Here is a 21,443-nt window from a genome sequence, read left to right as displayed (position 1 = left end):
CATTTATGGTCGCGAAGTTTGCCATAAACCCAAGGTTTTGGCGCCTTTCTCAAGCACCACCCCATTTCCCTGTAGGAGTGAGCCTGCTCGCGATTGCGGTGTGTCAGTCAGTATTACGGTGACTGACACACCGCAATCGCGAGCAGGCTCACTCCTACAAGGGATTGTGTAAGGCTCACTGTCAGGCCTCGACCTGACTCCACTGCTTGCTCAGCCGTTTGTCCGAGATCGGCACTTTTGTCCCCAATTGCTGGGCGAACAGTGATACCCGGTACTCTTCCAGCCACCAGCGGTACAGCTCAAGCTGCGGATCGCGTTTGCCTTCCTGGGCATGCTTGGCGGCACGGGTCTGGTATTGCGCCCAGAGGCCGGCCAGTTCACCGCTCCAGACCCGGTCCTTCTGCACCTGCGCGCCGAGTTTCTCGAAACGTTGCTCGACCGCCTTCAGATAGCGCGGCAACTCCTTGAGCCATTGCATCGGCGTTTCCCGGACGAACCCCGGGTACACCAGATTGCTGATTTGTTGCTTGATGTCATTCAGCGCCACAGCCTGCGCCAGATCGATCTTGCCCTTGAAGCGCTTTTGCAGGCCGTGCCACAGTTTGAGGATCTCCAGCGTCAGCCGCGCCACGCGCTCGGCATGCTCGGTCCAGCTGCCGCGTTTGCGTTCGGCCAATGCGGCGAGCCCGGCGCCGTCACGCGGCAACGGGTCTTCGCCGTCCAGAATGCAGCTGTCGAGACTGGCCAGCAGAATGTCTTCGACCAGCGCATCCACTCGGCCCAACTCGCGATAGAGCAGGCCCAACTCGGTGATGCCCGGCAGTTTGCTGCGCAGGAATTTTGCCGGTTCCGCCAGTTGCTGCAGCAGCAGCCGCTGCAAGGCGCGACGATGCTGGAACTCGGCTTCGGCCGGCGTCGAGAACCGCCCTTCCTTGACCGTGCCGCCCTCCTCCACCAGCGCCGGATAGACCGTCATCGACAATCCGGCGATCTTCTGCTGGGTCTTTTCCGCCACCGGGGCGAAGACCTTGGCCTCCACCGGTTGCTGACTTTTCGCACTCTGCGGCACCGCCAAAGCCGCCTGGCTGGCTTCGGCAAAACGCGCGGTCAGCTCGGCCAGGTCGCGGCCCTCGCCGAGGAACTTGCCCTGGCCGTCGACGATTTCCAGGTTCATCCGCAGATGGCCTTCGACCTGCTGCGCCGCTTCCGCCCATGCTTCATCGCTGACGCGTGCACCGGTCATGCGCAGCAACTCGCGACCGAGCGCTTGCGGCAGCGAGCCCTCGGCGAAGGTCATGCGCTGCAACGCCGCCTTGATGAAATCCGGTACCGGCACGAAGTTCTTGCGCAAGGCTTTCGGCAGATTGCGCACCAGCGCAATGCACTTGGCCTCGATCAGCCCCGGCACCAGCCATTCCAGACGTTCCGGTGGCAGCATCGGCAGCAGCGGTGCCGGCACGCGCAGGGTCACGCCGTCGCGCGGGTGATTGGGTTCGAAGTGATAACTGAGCGCCAGTTCCAGATCACCGATGTGCAGCGTGTCCGGGTAGTCGCGCGCGGTGACCTCACTGGCCTCGCGGGCCAGCACGTCTTCTTCGCGCATGATCAGCAATTGCGGGTCTTTCTGGCTGTTGACCCGATACCAGCTGTCGAACGTCGCGGTCTGATGAATCTCCGTCGGCAAGCGCGCATCGTAGAACGCGTAGAGGGTTTCTTCGTCGGCGAGAATGTCGCGGCGCCGAGCCTTGGCTTCCAGTTCGTCGAGCTGTTCGAGCAACTGCTTGTTGGCGGTCAGGCACTTGGCTTTCGACTGAATCTCGCCACGCACCAGACCTTCACGGATAAACAGCTCGCGCGAGACCAGCGGATCCACCGGGCCGTAATGCACCGGGCGGCGACCCACCACGATCAGCCCGAACAGGGTGATCTGCTCGTAGGCCACGACCTGGCCGCGCTTCTTCTCCCAGTGCGGTTCGAAATGGTTTTTCTTGATCAGGTGCCCGGCCAGCGGCTCGATCCAGTCGGCATCGATCTTGGCGACCATGCGCGCGTAGAGCTTGGTGGTTTCCACCAGTTCGGCGGTCATCAGCCACTGCGGACGCTTCTTGCCAATGCCCGATGACGGATGAATCCAGAAGCGCCGCTGACGGGCGCCAAGGTAATCGCCGTCCTCGGTTTTCTGGCCAATCTGGCTGAGCAGGCCGACCAGCACCGCCTTGTGCAGTTTCGGGTAATCCGCCGGCTCTTTATTGAGGCTGAGCTGCATGTCGCGGCAGATCAGGCTCAACTGACGATGGGAATCACGCCACTCGCGCAGACGCAGGTAGTTGAGGAAATTCTTCCGGCACCAGTTACGCAGCGGACTGGCGGTCAGCGCCTGACGCTGCTCTTCAAAACCGCGCCACAGATTGACCAGTCCGGCGAAGTCCGAATCGCTGTCTTTCCATTGTGCGTGGGCCTGATCGGCTGCTTGCTGACGCTCCGGCGGACGCTCGCGCGGGTCCTGAATCGACATGGCGCTGGCGACGATCAGCACTTCCTGCAAGCTGCCGAGTTTTGCCGCTTCCAGCAGCATGCGGCCCATGCGCGGGTCCACCGGCAGACGCGCCAGTTGGCGACCGAGCGGGGTCAGCTGGCTGTTGCGATCCACCGCCGAGAGCTCTTGCAGCAGGTTGAAACCGTCGCTGATCGCCTTGCCGTCCGGCGGCTCGATGAACGGGAACGCGGTGATCTCACCGAGGCGCAGGTGCAGCATCTGCAAGATAACGGCGGCGAGGTTGGTGCGCAGAATCTCCGGATCGGTGAATTCCGGACGACCGAGGAAATCTTCCTCGCTGTACAAGCGCACGCAAATGCCCGGCTCGACCCGGCCGCAACGACCTTTACGCTGATTGGCGCTGGCCTGGGAAATCGCCTCGATCGGCAGACGTTGCACTTTGGCGCGGTAGCTGTAGCGACTGATGCGCGCGGTGCCGCTGTCGATCACGTAGCGGATGCCCGGCACGGTCAGCGAGGTCTCGGCGACGTTGGTCGCCAGCACTACGCGGCGCCCCGGATGCGACTGGAAAATCCGCTGCTGTTCGGCCGGCGACAGGCGCGCGTACAGCGGCAGGATTTCCGTGTGTTTGAGCTGGGCCTTGCGCAGCATGTCGGCGGCATCGCGGATCTCGCGCTCGCCGGGCAGGAACACCAGCACATCGCCGGGACTGCGGCGTTCGCTACGCTCGTAGGCGGCAATTTCATCGAGGGTGGCGAGGATCGCCTGATCCACGGTCAGGTCGTCTTCGACACGGTTGCCCTCTTCATCCTGCTCCAGGGTCAGCGGGCGATACCAGGTGTCTACCGGGAAGGTGCGACCGGACACCTCGACGATCGGCGCATCATCGAAATGCTTGGAGAAGCGCTCCAGATCGATGGTCGCCGAAGTGATGATGACCTTCAGGTCCGGGCGACGCGGCAGCAGAGTTTTCAGGTAACCGAGCAGGAAGTCGATGTTGAGACTGCGCTCGTGGGCTTCGTCGACGATGATCGTGTCGTAGCGTTCCAGATAACGATCATTCTGGGTTTCCGCCAGCAAAATACCGTCGGTCATCAGCTTGATCAGGGTGTTGGAATCGCTTTGATCCTCGAAGCGCACCTGATAGCCGACCAGCGAACCGAGCGGTGTGCCGAGTTCTTCGGCCACCCGGCTGGCGACGCTGCGCGCAGCGATTCGGCGTGGCTGGGTATGGCCGATCAAGCCATGCTGGCCGCGACCGATTTCCAGGCAGATTTTCGGCAACTGGGTGGTTTTCCCCGAGCCGGTTTCGCCGGCGATGATCAGCACTTGATGCTTCTCCAGCGCCGCCTTGATTTCGTCACGCTTGGCGGCAATCGGCAGGCTGTCGTCGTAACGAATCACCGGCAGGCTGGCACGGCGCGCCAGCACCTGATCACAGGACGCCTGCATGCGCGCCAACCACTGGGCCAGTTTGGCCTCGTCGGGTTTCTTGCGCAGCTCGAGCAACTGCCGCCGCAGCCGGTGACGGTCGGCGAGCATGGCGTGATCGAGGTTTTTCAGCAGTTTGTCGATGGAGGGCGATTCGTCGGTCATCGGGTACGCAATTCGGTCGTCTGTTTATGCAGGGGGGCGATTGTCGCAGATTTGCATCACTGAACACGACTGCGAGGTGCTCTTGTGGCGAGGGGATTTATCCCCGATCGGCTGCGCAGCAGTCGCCGACTGGATATGAAAGTCGCTCTGAAGCGTCTGAGTTGAATGGTTTTTTGGGGGGGCTTCGCACCCCATCGGGGATAAATCCCCTCGCCACAAGATAAATCCCCTCACCACAATGTGTTCACTGGGAGTTACTCGTTATCGAGGCCTTTGCGACGGTATGGGAAGACATCGATGACTTTGCCGGCGCGAATCGCCTCCTGCAGGCCCTTCCAGTAATCGGCGTTGTACAACTCGCCATGCAGTTGATCGAACAGTTTGCGCTGCCCGGCATCGGCGAACAGGAACGGCGGAAACTCTTCCGGGAACACATCCAGCGGCCCGATCGAGTACCACGGTTCCGAGGCCATTTCGTCTTCGGGGGTGCGCGGCGCGGGGATGTGGCGGAAGTTCGCTTCGGTCAGGAAGCAGATCTCGTCGTAGTCGTAGAACACCACTCGGCCGTGACGAGTGACGCCGAAGTTCTTCAACAGCATGTCGCCGGGAAAGATGTTGGCCGCTGCCAGTTGTTTGATCGCCAGGCCGTAATCCTCCAGTGCCTCGCGCACCTGGGCTTCGTTGGCGTTTTCCAGATAGAGGTTGAGCGGGGTCATGCGGCGTTCGGTCCAGCAGTGGCGGATCAGCACCGTATCGCCTTCGACCGAGACCGTCGACGGCGCGACCTCGAGCAGTTCTTCCAGGCACGCCGGATCGAACTTGCTCAGCGGAAAGCGGAAGTCGGCGAACTCCTGGGTATCGGCCATGCGCCCGACCCGGTCGACACTTTTCACCAGTCGGTACTTTTCGATCACCGTCGCCCGGTCGACGTTTTTCGACGGCGAGAAACGGTCCTTGATGATCTTGAACACGGTGTTGAAGCCCGGCAGGGTAAACACGCTCATGACCATGCCGCGCACGCCGGGGGCCATGATGAACTGGTCGTCGGTGTTGGCCAGGTGATTGATCAGCGCCCGGTAGAACTCGGATTTGCCGTGCTTGTAGAAACCGATCGAGGTGTACAGCTCAGCGATGTGCTTGCCCGGCAGGATACGCCGCAGGAAACCGATGAACTCCGCCGGCACCGGCACATCGACCATGAAATACGAACGGGTGAAGGAGAAGATGATCGACACATCGGCTTCGTCGGTGATCAGCGCATCGATCTGAATCCCGCGGCCCTCGCGGTGCAGCAATGGAATCACCAGCGGCCACTGCTCGTCGCGGGTGTAGATACGCCCGACCAGATACGCGCCCTTGTTGCGGTACAGCACCGAGGAAAACAGCTCGACGCTCAGCTCCGGATCCTTGCACACCCAGTCCGGCAGGTTCTCGCGCAGTTGCGACTCGAGGCGCTGCAGGTCGCCGGGCAAATCGGCGTAATCCTCGCTGAAGCGGTAGTCGGCAAAGATGCTGGCGAGCATTGATGACAATTGGCCCTGCGGCTTGTAGGTGCGGGTTTGTGCGGCCCGGGCGCGGCGCAGGCTCGGCCGGGTGGTGTGGATGAACATGCAGCCGTCGCTGATCAGGTCGTGACTGAACAGCCCGCAGAAAATCGAGTTGTACCAGGTCTCGGACAGTTCATCGTCGAAGCGCAGGTCGATGACACTGATGTAAGCACTTTTCACCAACGGCCAACTGCCGACATTCATCAGCGTCTCGTCGTCGAAATGCTCGCGCAGGCGGGCGATGGTTTCGCCGACCTTTTCTTCGTAGAGATTGATCCGCGCTGCCGACGCGGTCTGCGTCTCCTGCCAGCGCGCCTGCTCGAAGCGCTCGCGCGCACCGTCGGTGATCCGCCGGAAATGCTCGCGGTAATCGTCAAAGCCATCGAGGATCATGCGGGCGATGTCGGTGGCTGGCCATTGCTGCGGCATAGATGAGACCTCGGCGTGCAAGTGGAAATCTGTGCCTGAGCTTAGCCACGGATGCACGCGCAGGAGAAGTGCAATTTCTGCCAAAAGCGCGGCAGGGTTGTACAGAGACACAGTTTTTATCAAAGTTTTTTGAGTCGACCGTTCGGTCAATTAACCGCCCTGCCGGTCTCGCCTGACGCACCGCGCCAGCCCGCGAATTCACTGGGATTCGGATCCAATCAATGCCCCGCCGCTCTGGCTCGCGGTTTTACCGCTGCGTTCCTGCCTGTCGATGAAAGAGATGAACTGCTCACAGATTGGTCTTACCAAAATAGTGGCACTTTGATATACAGCCCGCCAGCACCCGCCTCACAACAAGATCCTCGGCCCACGAGGACGACCTCTCCCTCATAGATCAAGGAGCACATTGATGTCTATCCGCAATCTGCGCATCGGTTTGCGCGCCAGTTTGAGTTTTGCCGTATTGGCCGCCCTGCTGGTGGTGGTCGGCCTGTTCGGTCTGGGCCAGATGAAAAATCTGCGTGAGAGCGCAACGGTGATCGAGGAATCGTGGATGCCCAGCATCGAGAGCATTCACGATGCGGCGGCGAACATCGCCAACATCCGCCTCGAATCCCTGCGCCTGATCACCAGCACCCAGCCGGCGGTACGCGACACAAGCAAAGGCATCATCAAGGTGCAACGCGAAGAATTGTCGAAGCGCCTGAAGGACCACACCGCTCTACTGGCCAGCGATGCGGAACGGGCGATGCTCGACGGTTTGAATAGCGACGTCGCCAAGTACATGAGCATCCTGGACCAGATCATCACTCAGATCGACGCCGGGCAAAGTGAACAGGCCTATGCCCGTCTGAACAATGAACTGGCGCCACAGGGCCGGATCCTCGACAAGGCGCTGGAGCAGATCATCAGCTTCAACCAGCAAGGCGCCGACAGCGCCGCCGAAGCTGCTGCCGGGGTTTATCAGCAGGCGCTGTGGATTGTCGCGACCATCATCGTTGTCGCCCTGATCGCTACCCTGCTGCTGGCCTGGCTGCTGACCCGCAGCATCACCGCACCGATCAATCAGGCCCTGTCCGTCGCGCAAAAAATTGCCGCCGGCGACCTCAGCGGCCAGATTGCCGATCACGGTAGCGATGAGGCGGCGCAGTTGCTCAGCGCCCTCGCCGAGATGCAGAACAACCTGCGCTCGACCATCCGTGGCATCAGCGAATCGGCGCAGCAACTGGCCTCCGCCGCCGAAGAAATGAGCTCGGTGATGGAGCAAAGCACCCGTGGCCTGCAGCAGCAGAACGATCAGATCGAACAGGCCGCCACCGCCGTCACCGAGATGAGCACGGCGGTGGATGAAGTTGCGGCCAACGCAGTGTCCAGCGCCGAGGCCTCCGAAGCCTCGAACGAGGACAGCAAACACGGGCATGTGCAGGTCAGCGAGACCATCAGCTCGATTCAGGAACTGGTCAGCGCGGTGCTCGGTGCGTCGGAGCAGGCCGAAGGCCTCGCCACTCAGGCTCAGGACATCAGCAAGGTGCTGGAGGTGATTCGCGGCATCGCCGGGCAAACCAACCTGCTGGCGCTCAACGCCGCCATCGAAGCGGCGCGCGCGGGTGAGGCCGGACGCGGTTTTGCGGTGGTCGCCGATGAAGTGCGTTCGCTGGCGCAACGCACGCAGAACTCCACCGAAGAAATCGAGCTGATGATCAGCAGCATCCAGCAAGGCACCGGCGCCACCGTCGGCGCCTTGCAAAGCAGTGCCGAGCAAGCCAGCCACACACTCCGCCGGGCGAACAGTGCCGGTCAGGCACTGGAGAAAATCACCGCGTCGATCTCGCAGATCAACCAGCGCAACCTGGTGATCGCCAGCGCGGCCGAGCAGCAAGCGCTGGTGGCGCGCGAGGTTGATCAGAATCTGGTGACCATCCGCGATCTCTCGACCCAGACCGCCGCCGGCGCTACCCAGACCTCCGCTGCCAGTCAGGAACTGTCGCGCCTGGCGATCGACCTCAACGGCCTGGTGACGCGCTTCGTGCTCTGAATGAAAAATTAAATGCCCGATTGACGGTTGCCATCGACAGGGCGCTCGGCAACACTCTCGTCCCGATCAAGGAAGGAGTGCCATCGTGAGCGCTGTCGATATTTTCCGCATGCTGTCGCTGGCAGCCATCTGGGGCGCGAGCTTCCTGTTCATGCGCATTATTGCGCCGGTGATCGGCACTATTCCGACCGCGTTCTTTCGGGTGTCGATTGCTGCCGTCGGTCTGCTGGTGATTCTCGGGCTGATGCGCATCAGCTGGGATTTCAAGGGCAAACTGAAAACGGTGATGTTGCTGGGCGTTATCAACTCGGGGATTCCGGCGACGTTGTATTCAGTGGCAGCGCAGGTGTTGCCGGCCGGTTACTCGGCAATCTTCAACGCCACCACGCCGTTGATGGGCGTGTTGATTGGCGGGCTGTTTTTCAGCGAAAAACTCACTGTCGCGAAGCTGACCGGAGTGTTTCTCGGCTTGTTCGGTGTCGGCGTGCTGACGCGCGCAGGTCCGGTCGCGTTCGATCTGCAATTGCTGATGGGCGCCCTCGCCTGCCTGCTCGCTACCACTTGCTACGGCTTCGCCGGGTTCCTCACGCGGCGCTGGCTGGATCACAGCGGCGGGCTCGACAGTCGTCTCTCGGCCGTGGGCAGCATGCTCGGCGCCTCGCTGTTTCTGTTGCCACTGTTCGGCTACAGCGTGATCACCGCCCCTCCGGCAAGCTGGGGTGGGTGGAATGTCTGGCTGTCGCTGCTGGGCCTGGGTCTGGGCTGCACGGCGTTCGCCTACATCATCTATTTCCGCCTGCTCAGCTCCATCGGCCCGGTCAAATCGATGACCGTGACCTTCATGATCCCGGCGTTCGGCGTGTTGTGGGGCGCGTTGCTGCTGGATGAGCCGTTGTCGATGGCGCACCTGTATGGCGGGGTGTTGATTGCGCTGGCGTTGTGGCTGGTGTTGAAGCCTGCGGTGGTGAAGCCCGCTGCCGTAACCGTCCGCTGATTTGCGGCGTTAACAAGTCAGTCTTCGCGAGCAAGCCCGCTCCCACAGGAGGAATGCATTCCAATTGTGGGAGCGGGCTTGCTCGCGAAGAGGCCGGCCCAGACACTGAAAATGCCCGGGTTGGCCTGAAGGTTTTCAAGCAGTTTTACGGAACACAAACGCCAGCCCGACGATGATCAACAGCATCCCCAGCACACTCAACGCCGCCAGACGATTGCCGAAAATCAGGTAATCCATCACCGCCGTCACCGCCGGCACCAGATAGAACAGACTGGTGACATTCACCAGATTGCCCCGGGCGATCAGGCGATACAGCAACAGTGTCGCCAACACCGACACCACCAGTCCCATCCACAACACCGGCACGATGAAACCCGTGCTCTGTTCAAAGTGGAACGGCTGAAATGGCACAAATATCCCGCACAACAACAGCCCGGCCAGATACTGCACCGGCAATGTGCCGAGGGGATTGTCGGTGATGCGTTTCTGCATGATCGAGCCCACCGTCATGCTCGCCAGCGCCAACAGACCGAACAGCATCCCTGCCCAGGACATCCCCGCCAGTCCGATCCCCTGATAAACCACCATGATCAGCCCGGCCAGCCCCAGCGCGAGGCCGAGCATCCGGCTCGCCGAGCGCTGCCGCTCTATCAACACGACAGTGAGGATCGGCTGTACGCCCATGATGGTCGCCATCACCCCCGGCGTGACTCTGGTGTTCAGGGCCAGCAGATAGAAAATCTGATACGCCCCCAACAACACCACGCCCGTTGCAATCGCAAACAGCATCGGCCGACCGCCCTTGGGCAGCTTCAACTTGAGCAGCGGCGTCAACAACAGCAGCCCGCACAGTGCGATCACAAAGCGCATCAGCAGAAAGGCAAAAGGTGACGCATGGGCCAGGCCCCATTTGGAGAAGATCGCCCCGCTGCTCCACAGCAGAACGAACAGGCTCGTGGACGTCGCCGCGAGCGCGGACTTTTTCGAAAGGACAAACATGAATACCACCTGTAGTCAGGCAAATAGCCAACTCAGCCGTAGCTGAAATTCAGTAGTTGTTCTGGCGGGCGCAGGGGTCAGCAGAGAATGCCGATCAGCCCGAAACGCCAACGCCCGGCGGTGATACGACGGCGCACACCGGCGTGCTACTGACAGGTGGAGGGTAATGACTGATCTGCCCAGGCTGCTGATTCCCGCACGGCACGACGCCAGCGTTGACCGCTGAATCGACTACCGCGTTGATGAGGGATGCAGGCATTGGGACTGATCTTTTTTGAAGGGTTTGAAACGTGAATCACTGGGTTCACGAGCGTCGACTATAACCAGCGCGGGACATGGATTGCAATGATTTGGACAAAGGGTCAGCAGGGACAGCTCGATGGCAGGCGCATAGGCTGATGAGCAACGGATAGGCCAATTGATGGGGAGACAGGGAATGCTCGGGATCACATGCCAAGGGAACGGACGAATTTGCGGTATCAGTTGTATCGGTCAGAGGCGAGGAAGCAGGCTGCTTTCGTTACTCTTCAACTACAGCTTCAGTTGGAAAACCATGGTCCGACTGCCATCGATTTGTCGAAAGTACGTTTCGAACCTATCGACCAACAAGCACTACAGGCATCAACTCTCTGGAGAGACCAGCACTTTTGCTGGAATGAGGTCATTGAGTGGAAAGGTCGAGAGCCCTTATCTCTGGACATCGCTATCTGGTTTGGAGAGGAACTTTGCGGGCTGTGTTTCGCAAATCCAAATGCCAGCAAAAACAGAATTCGAATTGTGCGTCTGGAGGGACGCCCCTATGAGTTCCATCCGTTAAAAAGACGTATCGGGGCGCTGGCGATGATTGTGATTGAACAATACGCCCAACTCATTGGCAGCAAGGTTCTCGAGATCCAAGAACCTTTGAAGGGCGCGATTTCCCACTATCAAGAGCTTGGCTTCGGCTTCGACGCTGGTGGCCGCCTTGTCAAAACCCTGGAGAACCTAGTATCGTGAAAACTGTTCAATTAACGATCAACACTGGTGGAGAAATGAGCAAATCAACCAAAAAGCCTTCCTCCAGAAAAGACACACTTCCTCTCGTCAAAAAAACCGGTGAGGTAATGCTCACTGCGAGTCAGAGGCGTCTGCTGCAGTTACTGATAACAGGCACTGAAAGCGAAGAGCCGAGTGTACTCGCCGCTGGCCGACTGTAGACTTATCAGCAAACAAAAAACCGCTCACAAGGAGCGGTTTTTTCATTTCAACATCCGGCTTCAACCAAACAGCCAATACCCCAGCAACGTCAACACTACCACTGCCAATACCGGACGCAGGATGCGGTAGGCCTTGGGATTGCGGCGTTTCCACTGTTTGACCACGCCGCTGAACCGGTCGCTGAAGTTCTTGCTCCAGGCGTAAGCCTGATTGATACCGCCGACACGTTCGTCATCAAGGTTCTGCGGGGCGGTGGCACGTCCCAGCCAGGCGCTGATGGCGCGGTTGATGCGGGTCATCAGGCGGTTGCTCAGCGGGCGTTCGACATCACAGAACAGGATGACGCGGGTTTGTTCGGTCTCGTTCTTGACCCAGTGCACGTAGGTCTCATCGAACATCACGTCTTCACCGTCGCGCCAGGCGTAGACCTGACCATCAACGAAGATCCGGCAATCGTCGGAGTTCGGTGTCGACAGGCCCAAGTGATAACGCAGCGAGCCGGCAAACGGGTCACGGTGCGGGTTCAGATGGCTGCCACCCGGCAACAGCGCGAACATCGCGCCTTTGACGTTAGGGATCGCACTGACCAGCGCCACGGTCTTCGGGCACAGGGTTTCGGCCGACGGCAGCGGTTTGTCGTACCACTTGAGGTAAAAACGTTTCCAGCCTTTTTTGAAGAACGAGCCGAAACCGGCGTCATTGTTCTTCTCGGCGGCGCGGATGTAGCCCTCGTCGAACAGGTGCATGGCTTCGTCGCGAATGGTTTCCCAGTTATCGCGCAACACATCCAGCTCCGGAAACTTGCTGCGATCCAGATACGGTTTGGAGGGAACGCCGGAGAACAGGTACATCAGCGCGTTGTACGGGGCGAACAGCGCCGAGTGGTTGACGAACTGACGCAGTACCGGCAGACGCGCCTTGCCGCGCAAATGCACATAGAGGATGCTGCCCACAAACAGCAGCAACACCAACACCTTGGCGGCTAACGAAAAGGTCATCAACGACTCCTTGAATAAAGACAACGCTGCGCAATGCCCATTACCCGGCATGGCAGCCGGCCATGATAAACACTACCGGCCTCGGGAAAAACCCGCTGAACCCAAGATTCAGTGTTAAGAATTGCGCAACAAAGCATTTATTAGCATAACGATCCTGAACCCTGGCTGATCTGAGTCAATTCGACTACTGCTGATTCTCCTGCTCGGTGAACAGATCGCTGAACAGCATGCTCGACAGATAGCGCTCACCGGAGTCCGGCAAAATCACCACGATGGTCTTGCCCTGCATGTCCGGTTTCTCGGCCAGGCGCACCGCTACGGCCATGGCCGCGCCGCAAGAGATACCGCACAAAATTCCTTCTTCCTGCATCAGGCGCAGCGCCATGGCCTTGGACTCGTCGTCAGTGACCTGCTCCACCCGGTCGACCATCGACAGATCGAGGTTCTTCGGCACGAAACCCGCGCCAATCCCCTGAATCTTGTGTGGGCTCGGCTTGATCTCTTCACCCGCCAGCGCCTGGCTGATGACCGGCGAAGACACCGGCTCCACTGCCACCGACAGAATCGGTTTGCCCTGGGTATTCTTGATATACCGCGAAACGCCGGTGATGGTTCCACCGGTCCCGACGCCAGCCACCAGCACATCGACGGCGCCATCGGTGTCGTTCCAGATTTCCGGGCCGGTGGTTTTTTCGTGGATCGCCGGGTTGGCCGGGTTATCGAACTGCGACGGCATGAAGTATTTGCCAGTGTCGCTGGCAACAATTTCGGCAGCCTTCTCGATCGCGCCTTTCATGCCCTTGGCCGGTTCGGTCAGGACCAGCTCTGCGCCGAGGGCCTTGAGCACCTTGCGCCGCTCGATGCTCATTGATGCCGGCATGGTCAGCATCAATTTGTAACCACGGGCGGCGGCAACGAAGGCCAGACCGATGCCGGTATTGCCCGACGTCGGTTCGACGATGGTCATGCCCGGCTTGAGTTTGCCGCTGCTTTCGGCGTCCCAGATCATGTTCGCGCCGATCCGGCACTTGACCGAATAACCGGGGTTGCGCCCCTCGATCTTGGCCAGAATGGTCACGCCACGCGGCGCGATACGGTTGATCTGCACCAGCGGCGTGTTGCCGATGGAATGGGCGTTGTCAGCGAAAATACGGCTCATGGCTGGGTCCTTATGCAGCGTTGAATTCAGCGTTCCAAGGTATGCCTGTTGCCTGGCGCAGTCCAGTCGGGTCGAACGTCTGCGCCGCGCCACAGTCAATCGCTTACATCGTTCGGGAATTGTTGCCATGAAGCGTCGTTATAGCTGGCCAATAGGGATTTTTGCCGTCGTGGTTGTGCTGCTGATCGCCCTGCACATCGCCCTGCCCTACGTGGTGCGCGATTACCTGAACGGCAAACTGGCCGACATGGGTGACTACCGCGGCCAGGTCACCGACGTCGATCTGGCCCTGTGGCGCGGCGCCTACCGGATCAACGGCCTGAAGATCGTCAAGGTCGACGGCAAGGTGCCGGTGCCGTTCGTCAACGCGCCGGTGATCGATCTGGCGGTCAGCTGGCATTCGCTGTGGTACGACCATGCCGTGGTGGCGCAGGTGCAATTCTTCAATCCCGAGATCAACTTCGTCGATGGCGGCCCCAACAAGCAGAACTCGCAGACTGGTAAAGGCACCGACTGGCGGGCGCAACTGGGCAAGTTACTGCCGATCACTCTCGACGAGGTGCAGATCCACGACGGCAAGATCACTTTCCGCAATTTCAACTCCAAACCGCCGGTCAACATGAACGCCAGCAACGTCGAGGCGAGCATCTACAACCTGACCAACGTGGTCGACAAACAGGGCAAGCGCGATGCCCGCTTCGAAGGCAAGGCCAAGCTGCTCGGCCACGCACCACTGGAAACCACGGCCACTTTCGATCCGCTGAGCAATTTCGAGGACTTCCAGTTCCGCCTGCGCGCCCGCGACATCGAACTCAAGCGCATGAACGACTTCGCCTCGGCCTACGGCAAGTTCGACTTCAACGCCGGCCACGGCGACGTGGTCATCGAAGCCCAGGCGAAAAAAGCCCAGGTCACTGGCTACATCAAACCGCTGCTGCGCGACGTCGAAGTGTTCAACTGGCAGCAGGACGTGGAGAACAAGGACAAGAGCATCTTCCGCTCAGTCTGGGAGGCCATCGTCGGCGGCACGGAAACCGTGCTGAAGAACCAGGCCAAAAACCAGTTCGCCACCAAGGTCGAACTCAGTGGCAACGTGCATCAGCAAAACATCAGCGCGTTCGAAGCGTTTTTGCAGATTTTGCGTAATGGCTTCATTCAGGCTTTCAATGCGCGGTATGAGCGGCCGAAGCCGGATGCGGGCTAATTCTTACGATTAACGACATATCGACCAGATTCTTCAGCCGCCAGCGTGGACTTTTGCTGCAATGAGTCCCAACCAAGACAAGCCAAGGCTAATGACCTTGGCACCGCCTCCCGCCCATTACTGTATCGGCTGATGCTGCGGGCACTGACACCCAGCGCCTCGGCTGCCTGATTCAGTGAGAGTCCGGTACGTGCACGCCAATCGATGAAAATCCGAGTGTTTTCATCGACAGTGTTTTGGGCCAGCGCATCCATATAAAGCGTGTCTGCGCCAATCTGTATATCGGGCTCAAGCCATTCGACCGTCCAGCCATTGTCGTCAAGGGTCGCAGCCGCAAACACTTCGGGATCAAGCAATGGTTGCAGACCTGGATAAGCGTGGATGTCTCGGCTCAGGTCAAGGGTCAGATCCTGACCATCAATAAAGGTCAGTTTCAATCGAAAACCTGACAGCGCCTGCACAGCCGTCAGACGAGGCCTTTTCATGGGTAACATCGTTTCCAGTCCTCCAGCAGTTGCACTTGATGAGCCGCAACCCAAGCCAGCGCTTCCTTGATAATCAGCGGCGGTGCCTTGCCCGTCATGACTTCGACGGTTTCAAGGCTCAGCATCACGTCCACTCCGCCACCGATCAAGTGGACATGGGGTGGCGGGTGATCCTTCTCACGTAACTGAATGCGGTATTTGTCGCGAAATCGGTATTTAGTCGTCATGCCCGACAGGCTATCGCCAAATCGGCGATACCTGAATACTGGCCTCTGGCCGAAACCGAGTCAACATGTGACGCCCCATTCAGAGACTGAATAAGCCGTCTGCGTTCACAGTCGACCGGGCTGCGCGTTATAGTCGGGGCATCCGATTTTTTCGCCCCCGCCCTGCCCGTGCAGGTCGGCGTTACCGTTCGAGGATTAGCAGATGAAGTTCGAAGGCACCCAGGCCTACGTCGCCACCGATGACCTGAAGCTGGCGGTCAATGCCGCCATCACCCTGGAGCGGCCACTGCTGGTCAAGGGCGAACCCGGCACCGGCAAGACCATGCTCGCCGAGCAACTGGCCGAATCGTTCGGCGCCAAGCTGATCACCTGGCACATCAAGTCCACCACCAAGGCCCATCAGGGCCTGTACGAGTACGATGCGGTCAGCCGTCTGCGCGACTCGCAACTGGGCAACGAAAAAGTCCACGACGTGCGCAACTACCTGAAGAAGGGCAAGCTGTGGGAGGCTTTCGAGTCCGAAGAGCGGGTGATTCTGCTGATCGACGAAATCGACAAGGCCGACATCGAGTTCCCTAACGACCTGCTGCAAGAACTCGACAAGATGGAGTTCTACGTTTACGAGATCGACGAGACCATCAAGGCCAAGAAACGCCCGATCATCATCATTACCTCGAACAACGAGAAAGAGCTGCCGGACGCCTTCCTGCGCCGCTGCTTCTTCCACTACATCGCCTTCCCCGACCGTAACACTCTGCAGAAAATCGTCGACGTGCACTACCCGGACATCAAGAAGGATCTGGTCAGCGAAGCGCTGGACGTGTTCTTCGACGTGCGCAAGGTGCCGGGCCTGAAGAAGAAGCCGTCGACCTCCGAATTGGTCGACTGGCTGAAGCTGTTGATGGCCGACAACATCGGCGAAGCGGTGCTGCGCGAGCGCGATCCGACCAAGGCCATTCCGCCATTGGCCGGTGCGCTGGTGAAGAACGAGCAGGATGTGCAGTTGCTTGAGCGCCTGGCGTTCATGAGCCGTCGCGGTTCTCGCTAAGAGGCTGATGCCATGTTGCTCAACCTGTTCAATGAAATGCGTGCCGCCAAGGTGCCAGTGTCGGTGCGCGAGCTGCTCGACCTGATCAACGCGCTGAAGCAGCGCGTGACCTTCGCCGACATGGACGAGTTTTACTACTTGTCGCGGGCGATTCTGGTCAAGGACGAACGGCATTTCGACAAGTTCGACCGTGCGTTCGGCGCCTACTTCAATGGCCTGGAAAAGCTCGACGATCACTTGCAGGCGCTGATTCCCGAAGACTGGTTGCGCAAGGAATTCGAGCGTTCGCTGACCGACGAGGAACGCGCGCAGATCCAGTCCCTCGGTGGTCTCGACAAGCTGATTGAAGAGTTCAAGAAGCGTCTGGAAGAACAGAAGGAACGCCATGCCGGCGGCAACAAATGGATCGGCACCGGCGGCACCAGCCCGTTCGGTTCCGGCGGCTTCAACCCGGAAGGCATTCGGGTCGGCGATGCCGGCAAGCGTCAGGGCAAAGCGGTCAAGGTCTGGGATCAGCGCGAGTACAAGAACCTCGACGATTCGGTGGAACTGGGCACGCGCAACATCAAGGTCGCCCTGCGTCGCCTGCGCAAATTCGCCCGTCAGGGTGCGGCGGAAGAGCTGGACATCGACGGCACCATCGACCACACCGCCAAGGACGCCGGCCTGCTGAACATTCAGATGCGCCCGGAGCGGCGCAACACGGTGAAGCTGTTGCTGCTGTTCGACATCGGCGGCTCGATGGACGCGCATATGAAGATCTGCGAGGAACTGTTCTCGGCCTGCAAGACCGAGTTCAAGCATCTGGAGTACTTCTACTTCCACAACTTCATTTATGAGTCGGTGTGGAAGAACAACCTGCGCCGCACGTCCGAGCGTTTCTCGACGCAGGATTTGCTGCACAAGTATGGCGCCGACTACAAAGTGATCTTCATCGGCGACGCCGCCATGGCGCCCTACGAAATTACCCAGGCCGGCGGCAGCGTCGAGCACTGGAACGAAGAGCCGGGCTACCTGTGGATGCAGCGCTTCATGGAGAAGTACAAGAAGCTTATCTGGATCAATCCGTACCCGAAGGACACCTGGGGCTACACCTCGTCGACCAATATCGTGCGCGATCTGATCGAGGATCAGATGTATCCGCTGACGTTGCGTGGGCTTGAGGAAGGGATGCGATTTCTGTCGAAATAATCTTCGTTAGCCGTGATGGCCCCTTCGCGAGCAAGCCCGCTCCCACATTTGGAATGCATTCCCCTGTGGGAGCGGGCTTGCTCGCGAAGCTCTCAGCTATTTCGAAAGCGCTGCAAATACTCGAAATGCTCCCGGTGCGCCACGTCCTGCAACACCGGCCTCAACCGCACCTGCGCCCCAGGCAGACACTGCGCCAGTCGCGCCAGCGCCAACGGCGTCAACGCTCCCAACCTTGGATAGCCACCAATCGTCTGCCGATCATTGAGCAGCACAATCGGCTGTCCATCCGGCGGCACCTGCACCGCACCCAGCGGAATGCCTTCGGAAATCATCGGCCGGCCCTGATACTGCAACGCCTTGCCCAACAGCCGAATGCCCATGCGATCAGCGCGACTGTCGAGCGTCCACGGGCTGTTGAACACATCGAACAGACTCTGCCCGCTGAACTGGCCGATCTGTGCGCCAAGCACCAGATCCAGCGGCGCATTGAGGCGCAGATCAGGTCGATGCGCCAGCGGCACTTCACGCGCCTGCAGAGCCGCACCGCGATAACTCAATGTCGCGCCCTTGGTCAGCGGTAACCCCATGCCATCCAACCCGCCAAGTTCTTCGCGCACCACCGTGGCACTGCTGCCCAGCACCTGCGGCGCGTCGAAACCGCCGGGTGCCGCCAGATAAGCCCGGGCGCCGAGCAGCGGTTGAGTGAACTTCAATGTCTGGCCTTTGCCCAGTTTGAAACTGCGCCACGGCGCCAGCGCCTGCCCATCGATCTGCGCACCAAGATCAGCGCCGGCCAGTGCCAGCAGGCAATCCTCCTGCGCCACCACGGCAAACCCGCCGAGGGTGATTTCGATCACCGGCAGATCCAGCGCATTGCCGAGTAACCAATTGCCCCAACTCATCGAACACCAGTCCGCGGCACCGCCCTGGGTCACGCCCAAATGGCGCACGCCAAAACGCCCGGCGTCTTGCAACAAACACAGCGGCGTGCTGGCTTCAATCGTCAGTCGGCTCATGCCAGCGCCTCCAGTGGTGTGTCATCGCCGCCCAGGTTGACGAACTCGGTGTGGCTCACCGCTTCGAAACGCACGGTGTCGCCGGGTTGCATCAGGCTGTAGCCGTCGCGATGGCGGTCGAACAGTTTCGCCGGGGTGCGGCCGATCAGGTTCCAACCGCCGGGGGACACCACCGGATAAGCAGCGGTCTGCCGTTCGGCGATACCGACGCTGCCGGCCGCAACTTTCTTGCGTGGGGTGTCCAGGCGTGGCGCAGCGAGGATTTCTTCCACCAGCCCCATGAAGGCGAATCCCGGTGCAAAGCCAAGGGCGAACACCTGATATTCACGAGCGCTGTGCCGCCGAATCACCTCCTCCACCGCCAACCCGCTGCGCTGCGCCAGCAGGCTCAGTTCGGGGCCGACACTCAGGTCGTACCAGACCGGCAACACATGGCACTGGCCGCCGGTGCGCGCATTCGGCGACAGGTCGATCAAGGCTTCAGCGATCAATTCACGGGCCTGACTCGGGCTCAACGCAGTCAGGTCGTAATGCACCATCAACGTGGTGTAGGACGGCACCAAGTCGATCAACTGCGCGGCAAACACCGCGCGCAAGCGCTCACTGGCGGCGAGCATCCACGGCATGTTGGATTCGGCGATTTCATCGAACAGGCGCAGCATCAGGCAGTCGAGGGCCACCACTTCAATCCGTGGGTTCATGGCGCGCTCTGCTGATTCAGGGCCTCGCGAATGCGCTGCACGGCGGCCACCGAACTGGCGTTGTCGCCATGCACGCACAAGGTGTTGGCCTGCAGGTGCAGCGCGCTGCCGTCACTGGCGACGAGGTCACCGCCACGGGCGATGGTCAGGGCCTGTTCGATGATTTTTTCTGCTTGGTGATGCACCGCACCCGGCAGTTGCCGCGAGACCAGCCGACCTGCGCTGTCGTAGGCGCGATCAGCAAAGGCTTCGAACCACAGGGTCACGCCGTATTCGTCACCGAGCTGCTGCGCCGCCGAGTTGTCGCGGGTGGCCATCAGCATCAACGGCAAGCTGCGATCGTAGGCGGCAACGGCCCGAATCACCGCCCGCAATTGCGCCGGGTTGGCCATCATGTCGTTGTACATCGCGCCGTGCGGTTTGACGTAGCTGACTCGCCCGCCCTGCGCCTTGCAGATGCCGTCCAGCGCGCCGATCTGGTAATGCAGGATGTCTTGCAGTTCCTGGGCGGAATAGGCCATGGAACGCCGGCCGAAACCGACCAGATCCTGATAGGCCGGGTGCGCGCCGATCTGCACGCCGTGACTCAGGGCCAGGCTGACGGTCTTGCGCATGATGCTCGGGTCACCGGCATGGAAGCCGCAGGCCACGTTGGCGCAGTCGATGAAGGGCATGACCTCGGCGTCCAGACCCATGGTCCAGCTGCCGAAACTCTCGCCGATGTCGCAATTCAATAGCAGGCGGCTCACGGTGAACACTCCTGTAGCTTCTTGTCTTTTTGTCTGTAGGACGCTTGCCCGGCAGGTTATCAGTTACTGCGCATCCAGTTGCTTGCCACGGGTTTCCGGCAGGCTCAACGCCGCGAGAATCACCACGCCGTAGGACACCGCAGCAAACGCACCGATCCCAACGCTCAACGGCACCTTCTGGCTGAGCAAGCCGATCAGCAGCGGAAACAAAGCCGCCAGCGCCCGACCGATGTTGTAGCAGAAGCCCTGCCCCGAGCCACGAATCCGCGTTGGAAACAGCTCGGTGAGAAACGCGCCCATGCCGCTGAAAATCCCTGAGGCGAAGAAGCCCAGCGGAAAGCCCAGCCACAGCATCACCCCGTTGCTGACCGGCATCTGCGTGTACAGCAAGACGATGGTGAACGAACCGACCGCAAACAGGATGAAGTTCTTTTTACGTCCCAGCAGATCGGTCAGATAAGCGCTGATCACATAGCCGACGTAGGAGCCAACAATCACCATCGCCAGATACCCGCCAGTGCCGAGCACACTCAAGCCGCGTTCATTCTTGAGGAAGGTCGGCAGCCACGAGGTGATCGCGTAGTAACCGCCGAGCGCACCGGTGGTCAGCAAGGAAGCACGGAACGTGGTGAACAGCATGCCGGGGGCAAAGATCTCGTAGAACTTCGCCGGATTCTGCGGAGTTTGTGCAGCCTTGGCTTCGCGATAGATCTCCGGGTCTTTCACCAGACGCCGGACGAAGATCACGAAAATTGCCGGGACGATGCCGAGAATGAACAGCGCACGCCAGGCATCTTCCGGCGGCAACACCGAGAACAGCAGCGCATACAGAATCGCGGTCAGCCCCCAGCCCAAGGCCCAACCGCTCTGCACCATGCCCACCGCTTTGCCGCGATCCTTGGCGCGGATCACTTCACCGATCAACACCGCGCCGGCGGTCCATTCGCCTCCAAAACCGAAGCCCATCAGGGTGCGGGCGATCAGCAGTTGTTCGTAGTTCTGCGCAAAACCGCAGAGGAACGTGAAGAAGGCGAACCACAGCACCGTCAGTTGCAGAGTGCGCACGCGGCCGATGCGGTCGGAGAGAATCCCCGCCACCCAGCCGCCGATGGCCGAGGCGATCAGGGTGCTGGTGTGAATCAGCCCGGCCTGTCCGGTGGTGATGCCCCACATGGCGATCAGGGTCGGCACCACGAAGCTGAGCATCTGCGTGTCCATGCCGTCCAGGCCATAGCCGATCTTGCAGCTCCAGAAGGTGCGACGCTCTTGCTGATTGATGTTGCGATACCAGTCGAACGGTCCGGGGCGGGCCGTGTTCTTGGGGAGGTCGAGGGTGTCGGGCGCACGCATGGCAAGTCTCCGCAGGCTTTT

17 protein-coding genes are annotated in these 21,443 nt (G+C 60.2%); 6 read left to right on the top strand and 11 right to left on the bottom strand.

Going from position 1 to position 21,443, the window contains the following annotated elements:
• Positions 1-181: 181 nt before the first annotated feature.
• A complete protein-coding gene (gene hrpA, locus M0808_RS05320) occupies positions 182-4,093 on the bottom strand; it encodes an ATP-dependent RNA helicase HrpA (RefSeq protein ID WP_247840196.1) in 3,912 nt (1,303 codons plus the stop codon).
• A gap of 254 nt (positions 4,094-4,347) precedes the next feature.
• On the bottom strand, positions 4,348-6,069 hold the full coding sequence (aceK, locus tag M0808_RS05315) for a bifunctional isocitrate dehydrogenase kinase/phosphatase (protein ID WP_095138571.1): 1,722 nt from the start codon (positions 6,067-6,069) through the stop codon (positions 4,348-4,350).
• A gap of 409 nt (positions 6,070-6,478) precedes the next feature.
• On the opposite strand from aceK, the gene M0808_RS05310 reads away from it, so the two are divergent.
• Positions 6,479-8,104, top strand: coding sequence for a methyl-accepting chemotaxis protein (locus tag M0808_RS05310; RefSeq protein ID WP_247840195.1), 1,626 nt, complete (start codon positions 6,479-6,481; stop codon positions 8,102-8,104).
• Positions 8,105-8,189: 85 nt separating this feature from the next.
• Positions 8,190-9,098, top strand: a complete 909-nt coding sequence (locus tag M0808_RS05305) for a DMT family transporter (protein ID WP_098967709.1) — start codon at positions 8,190-8,192, stop codon at positions 9,096-9,098.
• Between the two features lie 135 nt (positions 9,099-9,233).
• On the opposite strand, the gene M0808_RS05300 is transcribed toward M0808_RS05305, so the two are convergent.
• Positions 9,234-10,097 carry a DMT family transporter gene (locus M0808_RS05300; protein ID WP_247840193.1) on the bottom strand — a complete coding sequence of 288 codons (864 nt, stop codon included), beginning with the start codon at positions 10,095-10,097 and terminating at the stop codon, positions 9,234-9,236.
• A 471-nt stretch (positions 10,098-10,568) separates the two neighbouring features.
• Here M0808_RS05300 and M0808_RS05295 point away from each other — a divergent pair, with 471 nt between their 5' ends.
• The gene (locus tag M0808_RS05295) at positions 10,569-11,093 is read left to right on the top strand and encodes a hypothetical protein (RefSeq protein WP_348773033.1); all 525 of its coding nucleotides are present in this window, start codon (positions 10,569-10,571) and stop codon (positions 11,091-11,093) included.
• A 260-nt stretch (positions 11,094-11,353) separates the two neighbouring features.
• Here M0808_RS05295 and M0808_RS05290 read toward each other — a convergent pair whose 3' ends face one another.
• Positions 11,354-12,292, bottom strand: a complete 939-nt coding sequence (locus tag M0808_RS05290) for an aspartyl/asparaginyl beta-hydroxylase domain-containing protein (RefSeq protein WP_027614536.1) — start codon at positions 12,290-12,292, stop codon at positions 11,354-11,356.
• 184 nt (positions 12,293-12,476) lie between these two features.
• On the bottom strand, positions 12,477-13,451 hold the full coding sequence (gene cysK, locus M0808_RS05285; RefSeq protein ID WP_247840189.1) for a cysteine synthase A: 975 nt from the start codon (positions 13,449-13,451) through the stop codon (positions 12,477-12,479).
• A 127-nt stretch (positions 13,452-13,578) separates the two neighbouring features.
• Between cysK and M0808_RS05280 the strand changes: the two genes are divergently transcribed.
• Entirely contained in the window at positions 13,579-14,655 is a 1,077-nt protein-coding gene (locus tag M0808_RS05280) for a DUF748 domain-containing protein (RefSeq protein WP_098967705.1), read from the top strand.
• Here M0808_RS05280 and M0808_RS05275 read toward each other — a convergent pair.
• On the bottom strand, positions 14,652-15,149 hold the full coding sequence (locus M0808_RS05275) for a helix-turn-helix domain-containing protein (protein ID WP_041070304.1): 498 nt from the start codon (positions 15,147-15,149) through the stop codon (positions 14,652-14,654). The two genes, M0808_RS05280 and M0808_RS05275, sit on opposite strands and share 4 nt — an antisense overlap.
• Positions 15,137-15,367: a DUF4160 domain-containing protein gene (locus M0808_RS05270; protein ID WP_097086717.1), complete on the bottom strand. Its 231-nt coding sequence runs from the start codon at positions 15,365-15,367 to the stop codon at positions 15,137-15,139. Before M0808_RS05270 ends, M0808_RS05275 begins: the two co-directional genes overlap by 13 nt.
• A 202-nt stretch (positions 15,368-15,569) precedes the next feature.
• Between M0808_RS05270 and M0808_RS05265 the strand changes: the two genes are divergently transcribed.
• Complete coding sequence (locus M0808_RS05265; protein ID WP_098967703.1) at positions 15,570-16,415, top strand: MoxR family ATPase; 846 nt, start codon at positions 15,570-15,572, stop codon at positions 16,413-16,415.
• Between the two features lie 12 nt (positions 16,416-16,427).
• Complete coding sequence (locus M0808_RS05260) at positions 16,428-17,606, top strand: VWA domain-containing protein (RefSeq protein ID WP_247840187.1); 1,179 nt, start codon at positions 16,428-16,430, stop codon at positions 17,604-17,606.
• A gap of 92 nt (positions 17,607-17,698) precedes the next feature.
• On the opposite strand, the gene M0808_RS05255 is transcribed toward M0808_RS05260, so the two are convergent.
• From M0808_RS05255 to M0808_RS05240, 4 genes are all read right to left on the bottom strand, one after another.
• Positions 17,699-18,622 (bottom strand): biotin-dependent carboxyltransferase family protein, encoded by a 924-nt coding sequence (locus M0808_RS05255; protein ID WP_247840185.1) that lies wholly within the window; start codon positions 18,620-18,622, stop codon positions 17,699-17,701.
• Positions 18,619-19,323 carry an allophanate hydrolase subunit 1 gene (locus M0808_RS05250; RefSeq protein ID WP_247840183.1) on the bottom strand — a complete coding sequence of 235 codons (705 nt, stop codon included), beginning with the start codon at positions 19,321-19,323 and terminating at the stop codon, positions 18,619-18,621. Before M0808_RS05250 ends, M0808_RS05255 begins: the two co-directional genes overlap by 4 nt.
• Complete coding sequence (locus M0808_RS05245; RefSeq protein WP_247840181.1) at positions 19,320-20,072, bottom strand: 5-oxoprolinase subunit PxpA; 753 nt, start codon at positions 20,070-20,072, stop codon at positions 19,320-19,322. Before M0808_RS05245 ends, M0808_RS05250 begins: the two co-directional genes overlap by 4 nt.
• A 63-nt stretch (positions 20,073-20,135) precedes the next feature.
• On the bottom strand, positions 20,136-21,422 hold the full coding sequence (locus M0808_RS05240; RefSeq protein WP_096796615.1) for an MFS transporter: 1,287 nt from the start codon (positions 21,420-21,422) through the stop codon (positions 20,136-20,138).
• Between the last annotated feature and the right edge of the window lie 21 nt (positions 21,423-21,443).

Origin of the sequence: Pseudomonas sp. MWU12-3103b (assembly GCF_023100615.1) — a bacterium.
GTDB lineage: Bacteria > Pseudomonadota > Gammaproteobacteria > Pseudomonadales > Pseudomonadaceae > Aquipseudomonas > Aquipseudomonas putida_A.
This window is presented reverse-complemented; position numbering and strand designations above follow the sequence as displayed.